Source organism: Peribacillus sp. NPDC096540 (assembly GCF_050278525.1).
Classification (GTDB): domain Bacteria; phylum Bacillota; class Bacilli; order Bacillales; family DSM-1321; genus Peribacillus.
Genome location: NZ_JBNNTG010000014.1, coordinates 61,123 through 74,924 on the forward strand (window position 1 = coordinate 61,123; position 13,802 = coordinate 74,924).

At 35.8% G+C, this 13,802-nt stretch carries 10 protein-coding genes and 1 pseudogene; 6 read left to right on the top strand and 5 right to left on the bottom strand.

Annotation, left to right across the window (positions count from 1 at the left end; translation table 11 throughout):
• Positions 1–202 precede the first annotated feature (202 nt).
• Together ACQKMR_RS13955 and ACQKMR_RS13960 are read right to left on the bottom strand one after the other, a co-directional pair.
• Positions 203–643 carry an MFS transporter gene (locus ACQKMR_RS13955; protein WP_427697829.1) on the bottom strand — a complete coding sequence of 147 codons (441 nt, stop codon included), beginning with the start codon at positions 641–643 and terminating at the stop codon, positions 203–205.
• An 866-nt stretch (positions 644–1,509) separates the two neighbouring features.
• A complete protein-coding gene (locus ACQKMR_RS13960) occupies positions 1,510–2,427 on the bottom strand; it encodes a DMT family transporter (protein WP_427697830.1) in 918 nt (305 codons plus the stop codon).
• A gap of 435 nt (positions 2,428–2,862) precedes the next feature.
• Here ACQKMR_RS13960 and ACQKMR_RS13965 point away from each other — a divergent pair.
• From ACQKMR_RS13965 to ACQKMR_RS13980, 4 genes and pseudogenes are all read left to right on the top strand, one after another.
• A pseudogene (locus tag ACQKMR_RS13965) lies at positions 2,863–3,419 on the top strand (alcohol dehydrogenase catalytic domain-containing protein); the annotation flags it as partial.
• Between the two features lie 11 nt (positions 3,420–3,430).
• Positions 3,431–3,673: a hypothetical protein gene (locus ACQKMR_RS13970; protein ID WP_427697831.1), complete on the top strand. Its 243-nt coding sequence runs from the start codon at positions 3,431–3,433 to the stop codon at positions 3,671–3,673.
• A 689-nt stretch (positions 3,674–4,362) separates the two neighbouring features.
• Complete coding sequence (locus ACQKMR_RS13975) at positions 4,363–5,067, top strand: TerC family protein (protein ID WP_427697832.1); 705 nt, start codon at positions 4,363–4,365, stop codon at positions 5,065–5,067.
• 608 nt (positions 5,068–5,675) lie between these two features.
• Positions 5,676–6,077: an SRPBCC family protein gene (locus ACQKMR_RS13980; RefSeq protein WP_427697833.1), complete on the top strand. Its 402-nt coding sequence runs from the start codon at positions 5,676–5,678 to the stop codon at positions 6,075–6,077.
• A 313-nt stretch (positions 6,078–6,390) separates the two neighbouring features.
• Here the strand turns inward: ACQKMR_RS13980 and ACQKMR_RS13985 are convergent, their stop codons facing one another.
• Together ACQKMR_RS13985 and ACQKMR_RS13990 are read right to left on the bottom strand one after the other, a co-directional pair.
• Positions 6,391–6,957 carry a cysteine hydrolase family protein gene (locus ACQKMR_RS13985; RefSeq protein ID WP_427697834.1) on the bottom strand — a complete coding sequence of 189 codons (567 nt, stop codon included), beginning with the start codon at positions 6,955–6,957 and terminating at the stop codon, positions 6,391–6,393.
• Between the two features lie 189 nt (positions 6,958–7,146).
• Positions 7,147–8,628 carry an aldehyde dehydrogenase family protein gene (locus ACQKMR_RS13990; RefSeq protein WP_427697835.1) on the bottom strand — a complete coding sequence of 494 codons (1,482 nt, stop codon included), beginning with the start codon at positions 8,626–8,628 and terminating at the stop codon, positions 7,147–7,149.
• An 894-nt stretch (positions 8,629–9,522) separates the two neighbouring features.
• On the opposite strand from ACQKMR_RS13990, the gene ACQKMR_RS13995 reads away from it, so the two are divergent.
• Together ACQKMR_RS13995 and ACQKMR_RS14000 are read left to right on the top strand one after the other, a co-directional pair.
• Positions 9,523–11,373, top strand: coding sequence for a sigma-54-dependent Fis family transcriptional regulator (locus ACQKMR_RS13995; RefSeq protein WP_427697836.1), 1,851 nt, complete (start codon positions 9,523–9,525; stop codon positions 11,371–11,373).
• 394 nt (positions 11,374–11,767) lie between these two features.
• Entirely contained in the window at positions 11,768–12,892 is a 1,125-nt protein-coding gene (locus ACQKMR_RS14000) for a histidine kinase N-terminal domain-containing protein (protein ID WP_427697837.1), read from the top strand.
• 249 nt (positions 12,893–13,141) lie between these two features.
• Here the strand turns inward: ACQKMR_RS14000 and ACQKMR_RS14005 are convergent, their stop codons facing one another.
• Positions 13,142–13,795: a GAP family protein gene (locus ACQKMR_RS14005; protein WP_427697838.1), complete on the bottom strand. Its 654-nt coding sequence runs from the start codon at positions 13,793–13,795 to the stop codon at positions 13,142–13,144.
• Between the last annotated feature and the right edge of the window lie 7 nt (positions 13,796–13,802).

Sequence of the window (13,802 nt, forward strand, 5' to 3'; positions counted from 1 at the left end):
GCAAAGATCCTACCAAGGAAAAATATGAGGTTAGTAATTCGTGATCAACACAGGGTTGGTTGTCACTAAAAAGGGAAAGGAGCTACGAAATGAAAGCTCCTTTCATATATTGTAAATCAAAACAAATGAAGGTACCATTACACAGACAAGAAGGCTTTCAGTGATGATTTTATATTTCTTTCCCCCGAATGTCCTTCCTTTTTCAAATCGCATAAAGAAAGGCAATAAATATTACTATTGAAGAGAATTGGAAAGTTGTTTTGACACCGTATTTTTCCGTTATATAGGCTAAAAGCAGAACGGAACTAGCAAACGTAAGATTGATAACAGCCCCCCAAACCGCATATATTATTTTCGCTTTTGTTTTTTCCGATGCATGATCTTGGATAAGCTTGGTGTAAATTACATCCCGAATTTGTTCTGGGAGGCCGTACAGACATACTAGCAGCAAAGCAATTGCTGGATTAGTGTACGCTGCGAATAGCATAGTCAGTAGGGCACTGAGAAATAGTCCGAAAACAATGAAAAAGCAGATATATCTTTCTAGTAACTTTGCAAAACGGATGACAAGTAATCCACTAACAATCATGCCGATAAAGTAGCTTGTGTTGATATACCCCCACCATTGCTCATTATCGCACACCAATTAGCAACGATTCGGAACGCCGACAAAATTGTTGTTACGGAAGAAGGAATTGCTGAAGATGGCCGCCATGAGGACTTACTTAAGCAAGATGGTATTTTTGCTAATCTGCATAAATTACAATTTCAAAAATAATAGTGATCTAAAGCTACATGTCCTTTCATGGAGGATATGTAGTTTTTATTATTTAAATGAAAAAATTTAATTAATGATAATAAAGTTCTGTTATTAAATTCGTTATTGTAAAGGTAATAAAGAATGGTTCAGGGAGCTTATAATACATTTATAAAAGCGTAAAAGTTTCGAGCTTACTTTTGTAAAATTGATATTTTATTTAACAATGCTGGAATTCAACTTCGATTTTTTCAGTACATCTGATCTAATCTGATTGGGATGATGTGGCCTCTATGTATATAGACCATTTGGCTAGTATCAACTGGCAGGCTGCTATATGGTCCCAGGAAAAAGGGGAAATCATTTAATATGCCCTCAATGCTCTTCACTCAAGCGAGTTATGAGTTGTAGTGTATGGTAGTTACAGCCAAGGGAGGGTGACGAAGCTAACAAAAGCTTTGGCAAATGGACACATTTCAATGCACAAGTCAATGCAACTGTTCTGGGATATATTGCAACTGATAGAAAAGAAGCACTAATTAATGATGCTGTAAGTTATATTCAGTAAATGCCCTAGAGTTCCTATACAAAAATTATGGATAACACCAATATTTAAGACCCTATGAAACTACAATTCCATTAATAAAAAGGAGTTGTAGTTTCATAGGGTCTCTTAATTTTATTTTATTGTACGAAGGACTCTCTTCTGTATTATTGAAGAAAGACATAAAATCAAGGTAATGCACTTGCAACTAGGCAGATATACCTTTATTTTTCCTCTGTAGAATCCAAATTTCCATTGCCCCAGAGCCAAGCAATACTCCTGTAACAATGAAAATCAGACCAATGAAATGTGCAGGCACAATGGCTTCATTTAGAAAAATGGCAGCCCCTATCAGGGAGAATAAGGTATTTAGGTTAAGAAATATGGATGATTCGGCAGCCCCCACCTGACCAATTGCATAATTATAGCTCATATGCCCAAGGGCAGTGGCAAAAATTGCCGAGAATAAGAAAGCTCCCCAAATTGAAGGGGGTGCTGATGCCAGTGACGATAAGCCATCTGGTTCCTTCCATAAACTGATGGCAAAAAGAATGAAAGATCCAATTAGCATCATGTAGCCGGTTAATAATCTCGGATCCATTGTTTTTGAGGCTTGATTAATAAGAATGAAACTTAACGCCTGTGAAAGAATGGATAGCAATATATCCACATCTCCCAGATTAATAGAATGAACTCCTCCACTTCCTGCCATAACGGTAAAACTCACTCCCAGAGCACCACATATAAAGCCGAGAAGACGGAGTAAAGTGGGCTTTTTACGAAAGAATATCATTGTCAAAATGACAGTCAATATTGGCCCCATGCCCAGAATCAGGCCTGCATTCGAGGCGGAAGTCTTCGTTAACCCCTCAGCTAAAAAATAATGGTGAAAAACGACACTCAAAAGTGCTCCTCCAAAAACGTAAAAAAGTTCACTTTTTTTAGGTAGACGTATTAGACCAAGAAAGAAAAGGATAAGAATGACCATAAGTGAAGCTGTAAAGATTCTCAAAGAAGTTATTGTAACGGGCTGTGTATCCGCAACTAAAATTTTAATAACTGAAACGTTCAATCCCCATGTGATCATAATTCCGGTAAGTAAGATATAAATTTTCACATAACTCATAAAAAACAACCTTTCAAACTTATTTAACAATTGATATATTATACAACTTTCTCCAAATTAATAGCAAAGAGTAAAAAAATAAAAGACCTTCGATGAAAATCCGAAACTGCTAATCAATGTAAAACAGGGGAAGGGAGTAAATACATCCATTTCTCCGTAAATTGGATATTTTCACATAGATTTCGTGAAAAATCCAGTGGAAATAGGATGAATAAAAATAAAATTACAAATTATCAAACTTAAATGTCTCTTGGACATCATCAAGGGAAAATGTATGAGTAACTAAACCTTCATGTCGTAGATTACCAAAGAAAACCAATAATGAACAACTCGGCTATAGAGAGATATGCATTTTTAAAGAGGGAGTCATTCTTTAAAATAGGAATTTTCTCTTCTTTTAAGTAGATTTAAAACAAAAAAAAGGAGTGTTATTCTGTGAAAAGTATAGTCTGTGAGCAACCTTTTCAATTTAAAATGATAGAGTCTGAACAACCTGTTCCAAATTCAGGAGAAGCTTTAATTCGTGTGCGGCGCGTTGGAATATGTGGAACGGACATTCATGCCTACGGAGGTAATCAACCATTTTTTAGCTATCCACGGATACTTGGTCATGAACTATCTGGGCATAATGAAGCCATCCCGGAGAACGCATCGGGTCTTAAGGTTGGCGATCAAGTCTCGATCATTCCATATATGGAATGTGGAAAATGTATTGCTTGTAAAAGTAGAAAAACGAACTGCTGACGAATATGAAAGTGTTGGGCGTACATATAGAAGGGGGATTGAGTGAATGGATAACAGTTCCTTATGATCATTTAGTGAAAACTGAAGGGCTTACCCTTGATCAATCAGCAATGATAGAGCCTTTAAGTATAGGGGCTCACGCAGTTAGACGTGCTGCGAATAAAGAGGGGGAGATTGCACTCGTTATTGGTGCAGGTCCAATAGGCTTAGGAGTTATGGCATTTGCTAAAGAACAAGGAGCGAAAGTAAGGTACAGAAAGTGAAAGGGACTTATATAGGGGAAAGCTTTGGTGGTAAAGAGTATGTCGTAAAAGATGATATAGAAACAATTGAATTTTTTAGAGAACAATGGCTTCGTTATGAGCTAGAAGAAATTTCACTTACACAATTGGTTAAGACCTTTCTAAGTAATCAACATTTATGGGGTAAGGATTTGAACAAGTTCTCTGCACTTGTTGCCGAATTATGCTACCACTTAGAAATAATGCTTAGAAAGCAATGAGGTTGAGGAAGCCGATGCTCAATTGCCATGTTCTTTATTATCTAATATATCAGATATTCAAAGTTTACTTTAATAGATTCCATATCTTATTAGTGTGATGTAGAATTTTATATAACTCTTTATAAATAACCCTTAATTTACAGATTATTATTTTGACATTATTCTGTTTAGACGATGAATAAAATACACGAATGAAATATGAAATAAGTTAATGGTACCCTAACAATTCCAAAAAAAAACGGTGGTTATACCGGAGCACAAGCTTATGAAAAGTTTCAACTAAATTAAACTAGCGGAAATATGATGAATTTACGATACCATAAGTTAGACCAAGAGATTATGTTCCATCTACAAGCTGATAAACCAATTATTTCCTAGGAAAGACCAGAAAATTATTATTTATTTTTTACTTTATTTTATTGATATATTTGGTATAATAGAGTTGCAATATGATTTATTTTAGTTTTCTAAAATTACTTTTTTATCTTCCAAGATACTTAGATTTCAGAAAAAAATTTCATAATACTTATCCCGTGAAGGGGAGTAGCGTCAGGTGTTACCTGAAATAAAGTCGTCATTACGTGGAATTTCTCCACCGGCTTTATTGGCCTAATCAATTAGTGCTTAGCGAGACCTTTGCCATTTATGGCAATGGTCTCTTTATTTTTGTTTAAAAGGAGGAAGAAGTGTTGGATTTTTTAACAGGTGAATTTATTTCAGGACTTTTAGCAATCATTATGATAGATTTGGTTCTTGCTGGTGATAATGCAATCCTTATTGGATTGGCTGCCAGAAAGCTTCCAAAAGATCAGCAAAAAAAGGTGATCATTTGGGGAGCAGTCGGGGCGATTGTGATCAGGATTATTGCAACGCTGTTGGTTGTTGTAATCTTAGAGGTACCTGGCCTGCATTTAATTGGAGGATTACTTCTGGTATGGATTGCTTATAAGCTTCTTATTGATGAAGAAGAACATGATGTTAAAGCAGCTGACTCTATGTGGGCTGCCATTAAAACTATTATAATTGCAGATGCTTTGATGGGATTGGATAATGTTCTAGCTGTTGCTGGCGCGTCACATGGAAATTTCACATTAGTAGTAATTGGTTTGCTTGTGTCGATTCCAGTAGTGATGTATGGAAGCACTTTGATTCTGAAACTAATTGAACGCTACCCATTCATCATAGTAATTGGAGCCGGGATACTAGGCTGGACAGCTGCTAAGATGATCGTAGCCGAACCTTTCTTACACAACTACTTTGCTAATCCCTTCGTGAAATATGGATTTGAAGCAATAGTCGTGATTGGTATTTTAGTGGCGGGTAACCTTAGACAACAAAAAGTAGAAAAAGAAAAAGCTATCAGAAATAAAATGCAAATCGAACAGAATGGTTAAACGTATAATCCAAAGAGACTTTTCGTAAAAGAAGGGTCTCTTTTTTTGTTAGAAGATTTTTTCGAAGTTTTAATTTGAAACCTTTATGGAGTATTGTGTCAAATGATTTACTATACTAGTATACTTTTTTGTGTTAACAGATAAGTGTCCTTAGTTGGAAAATAATTGGCCCTCTTTTAATAATGAAAGGAGAGGAAAAACCCATTATGTAATAACAAATCGGGGGTCATTCTGTAGTGATTACATCGCAACTAAACAAGAAATAAAGTAAAGGGATATCATAAGAAAAACAGAAATATTCTTAAAGAAGAAAAAAACTGCGTTAAGGTAAATTTAACAATGGGACACAAATGCATTTTCATAACAGGAGAATTAGTAAATGAAACTAAAAGTGGAAGTTGAAAGAAAAATCTCTAAGTAACTTAAGGAGGTTTTTGAAGCAATTGTTGATCCTGAAATAATGTCTCAATACTTTATATCTAGGGGGACTAGTCGCATTGAAAGCAATAAAACAATTACTTGGATATGGGACGATGTTGGTGAAGAGTTGCCTATTTCGATACCAGACATTTCATCTAGACCTTTTTCTATAACGGTGGAACGTTTAATTGATTCATTGCCCGATGCTCTGGACTAAACAGTTTGACCTCTGGTTTGCATCTCCAGGATCTGTGTTAATGAATGGAGAAGTCAACTCAGTTTTCTTCTTTGAGACAATCTACGAATTCAAGACGGAAAGAAAGGCACCTCGTCATCCCCATTACGGCCGATTTCTTAGACTTGAACCCAATAGACTCATCGAATTATCGTGGGTTACCGGGGCTGAGGGAACAAAAGGGGCTGAAACGATTGTTACGATTGAACTAGAATCTAACACAAACGGTACGCTTTTGCGTCTTACTCATGCAGGCTTTTCAGATGAGGAGTCGAGAAATCAGCACGAACAGGCTTGGCCGATTGTGCTTGAAGAATTAGACAAGCGAATGAGGGCAAGTACCACCCAAGAATGAAGAATATCCCCAGTTAGTAAAAGGGAGATAACGAAATGATGCAACGATACTCCCTTATTTAGTCTTAGAAAACGGCTTTTGTTTCCGATGAATGATCATACCAAAAAAGGGATGACAATTTGAAATGAAGAAGGAGTGAAAATTTTCTAAAAATAGAAAGATGAATTCTGATCCATCGCCTTTTATCGGGTTGTTACAAAAGGAATATGTCAGAGAGAAATGGAAAATTGTTGATTTGGAAAAATGCCAGAAAATATACAAACTTTTAACTATGAAAGCCAAAACTAAAATTAATTCTAGATCACTGTTATTTTTACTTTACTTTTGCTTTTTCTAAAAAAGAATTTGCTGTTTCGATTGTAGCGTAGAGGCTTCCAAGAGCTGCCATAAATACGTCGTGGACGTCGGTGGCTTGTATATTGCGTCCGCGAAAAGATAGTTCAGGAGATGTACAGGCATCTTCTATGACGGTGCACTTGAACCCATAATCTACGGCGGCACGGGCTGTTGCGTCAATACACATATGGCTCATCATGCCACATATGATAACATGATCGGTGCCAGCTTGACGAAGTTGATTAAGGAGAGGAGTCTCTCGGAAGCTATTCGGATAGTTCTTCTGAATGATAGTTTCTCCTTCATGAGGTGCAACAGCCTCGTTAATCGTGATACCATCTGTTCCTGGAGCAAAAAATGGAGCGGTGGGATCATTGAATATATGCTGAATGTGAAATATTGGTATGTTTTGGCTGCGGAAAAAAATTAGCAACTTACGGGCGTTATTTGCTGCTCTATTAGGTTCAAATAGTTCCATCCGACCATTTGGAAAATAATCATTCTGAACGTCAACAAGAATTAAAGCGGTCTTTTCCATTTCCATTTAATCTCTCTCCTTATTGTTCTATTTTAAAATTCTTTTAGTTTTAAATGTTGGTTTTAGGGATTTTGCAAATTCTGCATATCTTAATTTAGAAATTATAAATTAAGTTTATTTGTACGAAACATATATTAAATATATAAGCAAACAGGGACAAAGATGCCCCTGTTTTAAGTGGTTTATAAAGTTTTATTAGTTTAAGTTAATCCATACACTTTTAACTTCAGTATAGTTATCTAAAGCATAGCTTCCCATTTCTCGACCAATTCCACTTTGTTTGTATCCTCCAAAAGGAGAAGCTGCATCAAAAGCGTTATAGCAGTTTACCCAAACTGTACCTGCTTTTAATTCATTGGCCACATAATGGGCTTTTTTCACATCTTGTGTCCATAAACCTGCTGCTAATCCATATTCGGAGTTATTTGCACGGCGGATCACATCGTCTAAATCGTCAAACGGCATGGCAGCTACAACAGGTCCGAAGATTTCTTCTTTAGCAATAGTCATTTCATCATTCACACCTGCAAATATTGTAGGTGCTACAAAATAACCATCTCCTTTTCCATAACTACCTCCTGTAACGACTTCTGCACCTTCTGATTTTCCTTGTTCAATATAACTTCCAACACGTTCTAATTGCTCATTAGATACCAATGGCCCTATCTGGGTAGATGGATCAAGGCCAGCTCCTTGTTTTATGTTTTTTGCGTGAGAAACTAAATCAGCTACCACATTATCATAGGACTTCTTCTGGATATAAAGGCGGGAGCCAGCACAACAAACTTGTCCCTGATTAAACATAATACCTGATAAAGCACCTGGAATCGCTTTAGACATATCAGCATCTGGTAAAATGATATTTGGTGATTTCCCACCCAGTTCTAGTGAGATCTTTTTCACTGTACCTGAAGCTTGGCGCATAATCATTTTACCTACTGAGGTAGAACCTGTAAAAGCAATTTTATCCACATCCGGATGGTCTACAAGTGGTGAACCTGCTGTTTCCCCAAATCCTGGAATAACATTTAGAACACCAGGAGGAAACCCGGCTTCAAGTGCTAGTTGTCCTAAATATAATGCTGAAAGTGGTGTTTGCTCAGCTGGTTTTAACACGATTGTACATCCGGTTGCAAGGGCTGCTCCTAATTTCCACGCTGCCATAAGAAGAGGGAAATTCCAAGGGATAATTTGTCCAACTACACCTACCGCTTCATGGCGAGTATAGTTAAAGTAATTCCCTGCAACAGGAATCGTTTGACCGACAATCTTAGTAGTCCACCCAGCATAATAACGGAAGTGATCAATGGCAAGAGGGACGTCCGCATTAGTTGTTTCACCAATAGGCTTCCCGTTATCTAGTGTATCCAATTGTGCTAACTCTTCTTTATGGGCTTCCATTAAATCAGCTAATTTATAAATGAGGCGACTGCGTTCAGAAGCACTCATTTTTTTCCAAGGACCATTGTCAAATGCTTGGCGGGCTGCTTTGACTGCTTTATCAACATCTTCTGGTCCGGCTTCGCTCACAATTGCTAAAACTTTCCCGTTGGATGGATCAAGAGTCTCAAAAGTTTGACCAGAAGTAGCTTCTACCAATTCCCCATTAATCAAAAGCTTTTTAGTACCCTTTAAGAATTCTTGTACACGTGGATTAAGTCGAATTGTTTGTTCCATTTATAAAACCCCTTTTCATTTGGTATAATTAAATGTTTATTCTTGAGAATTCGCTCAGATAAATGAAAGTCTTTCCATGAAACCCTATCAAACTTCGGTTTTCTATTATCATTTTGGCATAAAGATGTTATACCTAGATGATCAATCGATATATGTGCGCGACCTTTTGTCAATTCAACAATCCTTTATTCAGCATCCCTTACCATTTATTGAAACGGCAGCACCTAATTCTTTTGCAAGATTAAGAGTTTCGTTCTAAACACGTACCAACTTCCTCAAGTACAGAACGAAATTTGTGTCATATAAAAGGGTATACATAGACCGGATCAACAAAATATTTATCCTTGCATGCAATCACTACGACAAATCATCTGTAGTTAGTGCTAATTGGACATTTTTAAGACCTCTTAGGGCTGTTGATGTTTAGTTGGTGTCAATGCTTTGTGACGACTGTTTTTTTCTAATTTTCTGATGAAATACGGTGTTTAACAGGAGTGTTCTGCCATTTAATCTTTATATACATATTGTCAGTTTCTTTTAACCTCCTTTTTAAAAAAATTGGAATAAGGAACTCTGCTTGTTATTATGCAAGACTTATGCCAATAGCAGAAACCCTGTGAAAACCTTAAAAGTTGGTTGAATTTTTTTGGGGGAAAATAGTTTTTGGTCCATATTGGAACAATTATATGTTCCAATATGGATCAAAATCGTTAACTTTGAACGATAAGTAGAAGAATTCGTTGGTATAGTATCTGAATTTTCTGTTATAATGAATTTGTATGGACAAACCCTTTTTAGCCTATGAAAATCTTGTTATTCTAAGTGTTCAAAGTTAAGATAGTGATTCCAAGAAAGTAACATAAAGAGTATTTTACAAATGGGAGGAGTTATTCTATGTCTGTCAATATTAGCGCGATTAAAGAAACCATTCCTACTTTCATTCAAGAATCCTGGAAGCGCTGCTATTCAAAAGGACTTCAACCTAGAATAATGGACAAGGAAAATATGCTTGGTGAATTTGAATTGGCCGAATACCACGACCAATATGCAGAGCTCCTTCACTATTCTTCACCCATTTTAGAAGACGTACATAGCTCGATTCATGGCATGGAATCTATTCTATTACTTGCTGCGCCTGAAGGGTACATCATTGAAACTGTCGGCGATCCATCATTTATTCGGCATGCTGATAATGTTGCCCTCAGAAAAGGGGCAAATTGGCTAGAGGAATCTAAAGGAACAAATGCAATAGGTACAGCTATAGTAGAAAAGAAAACAGTACTTATTCACGGCAGCCAACATTTTTGTCAGGAAAACCATTTCCTTACTTGTACAGCAACTCCCATTTATCATCCTGATGGAGATCTTCTGGGTGTTTTAAACTTAAGCAGTCATCAACAGAATTATCATCCGTTTTCTGTTAGTTTAGTTCAAAGAGTAGCAGATAGTATTAAACAAGCACTCTTATTAGCTCATACACAAAAACGAGAGAAAAATCTTTATTTTATATATGATCATCATCCTGACCCTCTAATTACAATTAATAAAGAGGGGAACGTCACAAGTCTTAATATCGCTGCATCCCGTGCTATTGGAAGTTTAGAAAAAACCGCAACGGGGCAACCGATATCGAGTACGATATCAGGGCTAGATCCTCTTGCCTTAATAAAAGGACTAGAACAAAAGGTATCGATAAAAAATCAGAAGTTTACAGCTCAGCCCTTTAGTAAAGATACTCAACATCAGTCCTGTGTGATTCTTCGGTTAGAGAAGGTAAAACAGATAGACGAAAAAACTAATCGTTATCATTTTTCTGATATAATCAGTAATGATTCTCAAATGAATCAATCTATATCCTTAGCAAAAAGGGCTGCAACCCTTGATATTAGTCTTCTCATTACTGGTGAAAGCGGCACAGGAAAAGAGCTGTTTGCTCAATCTATTCATGGTGTCAGCTTAAGAAAAGATAAACCATTTATCGCGATAAATTGCAGTGCAATACCTGAAAATTTATTAGAAAGTGAGTTATTTGGTTATGAAAAGGGTGCCTTTACTGGAGCAAATAGCGGTGGACATAAGGGGAAGTTTGAAGCGGCGAATGGTGGAACCTTGTTTTTGGATGAAATTGGGGATATGCCGATAACTGCACAAGCGGCTTTACTTCGGGTGCTTCAGGAACGTTGTGTGACACGTGTCGGCGGTAATACTTCGCACCCTATCGATGTTAGAATTATCGCAGCCACTAATAAAGACTTACAGAAAGAAATAGAAGCAGGACAATTTCGTGCTGATCTATTTTTTCGTCTGAATGGGTTAAACTTAAAACTTCCAAATTTAAAGAATCGTACAGATTTATTATTGTTAGCAGAACATGTTTTATCGCATTTACCCTATAGAAATGAAAGTACAGAATTAACAGAAGATGCAAAAACATTTATTTTCGAATATGATTGGCCGGGAAACTTCCGCGAATTGCAAAACGTGCTAGGTCAGGCTGCTTTTCTAGCCAATCAGAATCCAATTACAAAGGCTTTACTCGTTTCACTTTGTCCTGTTTCATTATCAGCAGAAAATTTAGATGAAACAAAGGATCAAGAACCTACAAGCATGCAAGAACAAGAAATCCAACTTATTAATCAAGCGTTGGAGCGAACAAATGGTAATATTAGTAACGCAGCAAAACAACTAAAAATTGGCCGTAATACTCTTTATAGAAAGTTGAAAACCTACAAAATCATGCGATAACTCAAAAAGTAGGTGATGCAGAGTGTTTTTGAAGTATTTAACTAATGATACTTTTTAAACAATCACCAATTTTCCGACCTATTTTGGTCGGTTTCTTCGTTATCGACCAACCATACTTGCGGTTCCTCTAGACTAATTCCCCCTGCACTTATCCAACATTTCATCTACTTTACGAGCTATTTACAGGTGTTTTGATCTTTTGGGAGTTTGTTTTCTTTCTATTCCAAAATAGTACCATAAGTAGATTAACAAATCTGGAATAAAACCATAGTATTGGCTCATAGCACTTGTATATAAATATGTCATGTGTAGTGCAGGAAATTAAAACATCATATAGAATAATGTTATTAATATAGTAACTTAAATTCCGCAAAAGGATGTGGTGGTCAATAGTATGGAAGTGTTATCTGAACAAATGAAATATAAAAAAGTATTGATTCAATATTTAGAAGAAAATCAATCACTGTTTTTAAATGAATGGAACGAGACCATCAAAATAAATGAAATCGATCCCTACAAAGAAAAAATTAGAGAAAATGGATATGGTATGTACTCTCTAGTCATAAATATATTTAAGGGGTCATTGTCAAATGACGTGCTAACAAAATTGGCTTACCAGGTTGCAAGTGAACGTCTAAAAGCAAATATTAATATCGGAGACTTTCTATACAATATTAATTTAGGAAGAAATATTATTGTCAGAAATGTTTTTGGGGCAAATATCCCCATTAATTATATACAGAAGTTTATTGATGACATCAACACACACTTCGATACATTCAGTTATCATGCCGTTACGAGATATACAAATCTAACAAATGAAGTGATTAAGGAAAAACAATCTTTTATAAGTGAAAATCAAAAAGATAAATTAGCGGTATTGGGACAAATATCATCAAGCTTTGTTCATGAGTTCAGAAATCCTCTTACAGCTATTATGGGGTTTAATAAATTACTAATCAGAGAGAACCCCAATCTAAAATATTTAGATATAATAGATTATGAACTAAATCAGCTGAATTTTAGAATTACCCAATTCCTCCACACCTCTAAATCCGATTTTAACGAGGAACAAAAAGAGGAAATTTCTGTGTTGGAATTAATTGAAGAAATCCAACAACTTACATATGCGAGTATTGTTGATGCTAGCGTTAATGTAGAAATAGATATTTATCCGAACTTTATCTTAACAGCGAGCAAGGATGGACTAAAACAGGTATTTCTAAACCTTTTTATAAATTCAATTGATGCTTTAAAGGGGAAAAATCAGCCTAGAACATTAAAAATACATACTATAACTGACCCAAATGAACGGGTTATTAGAATATCAAATAATGGACCTGCTATTGCCAGTGATATGATAGAATCAATTTTTGAGCCCTTTTTCACAACAAAAGAGTTAGGTACAGGAATTGGACTTTATGTATGTAAGAAGATTATAGAAAGCAATGATGGCTATATGAATTGTGTGTCTAACGACAATTTAACAACATTCAGTATACATTTCCCCAATAGTTAAATTATTAATGACTAAATGTTCAAGTTCAAAGGGATTTATACATACCGTAGGAATTTAAAGTTTCATCTTAATATTCATTATTTCATTAATACATATTTTGAAGTGCAAACTAGAAAATAAATCTTGAATAAAAAATATAAGAGACTGTTTTGAAAAAAGATTGTTCAAAACAGTCTCTAATTATATTATGTGAAAACACTTCTTAATGAAAAAGTTTGAACATCTTCTTCAATATTCTAGTCACATTCCCTATAAATAATCCAAGCTATTAAAAATTAGGATTATTCCAACAATACACATTATCCACGAGAGAGCCGAAGAATTTCCAGCGATTTTCAACCGAAGCTTCTCAAGCGGTTTTTGCGTCCACCTACCAAACAGGAGATAGAATAGAAACAGCACAAGGGAAGGCAGCACCATGATAAAGTTGTATCCTGCTAAAATAGCAGACCATTCTATCCATGATAAATTAGAAGTAGTCATTATGCCTATTGCTGCAAAATAAGGAAATGCAGTACTTACTTCAATTAATGAAGTAGTGAATCCCAGTGCAGCCATTGAAAGAATGCTTTTTGATTTTGGTGCAGGTAGTTCTGAATTTTTCTTTGTTGGAACATAAAAACTGGAGATGAACAATATTCCTCCAATAATAAAGACCGTCCAGCTTACAATTCTATTTTGAAATACACCTGAAATAATCTCCAACAAAAAACTTAATCCTAACATGAGGGCAACACCAATGGCAAAATAAAATCCTGCTACCGTCAATAGATAAACCGCCAATCGTGTGGTAAGTCTCTCTTTATCTGTTAAAAGTAGATACACCGTTATCCCTATTGTCGCCGGGCTTAACGTATCCAATAGAGCCATTGCCCCTATCAGGAAAAGCAGTTCTGTATTCATCATACTT

Coding starts and splice junctions, on each gene's coding strand:
- ACQKMR_RS14005 (WP_427697838.1), bottom strand. CDS start 13,795: ATGAATACAGAACTGCTTTTCCTGATAGGGGCAATGGCTCTATTGGAT.
- ACQKMR_RS13985 (WP_427697834.1), bottom strand. CDS start 6,957: ATGGAAATGGAAAAGACCGCTTTAATTCTTGTTGACGTTCAGAATGAT.
- ACQKMR_RS13995 (WP_427697836.1), top strand. CDS start 9,523: ATGTCTGTCAATATTAGCGCGATTAAAGAAACCATTCCTACTTTCATT.
- ACQKMR_RS13990 (WP_427697835.1), bottom strand. CDS start 8,628: ATGGAACAAACAATTCGACTTAATCCACGTGTACAAGAATTCTTAAAG.
- ACQKMR_RS13960 (WP_427697830.1), bottom strand. CDS start 2,427: ATGAGTTATGTGAAAATTTATATCTTACTTACCGGAATTATGATCACA.
- ACQKMR_RS14000 (WP_427697837.1), top strand. CDS start 11,768: ATGGAAGTGTTATCTGAACAAATGAAATATAAAAAAGTATTGATTCAA.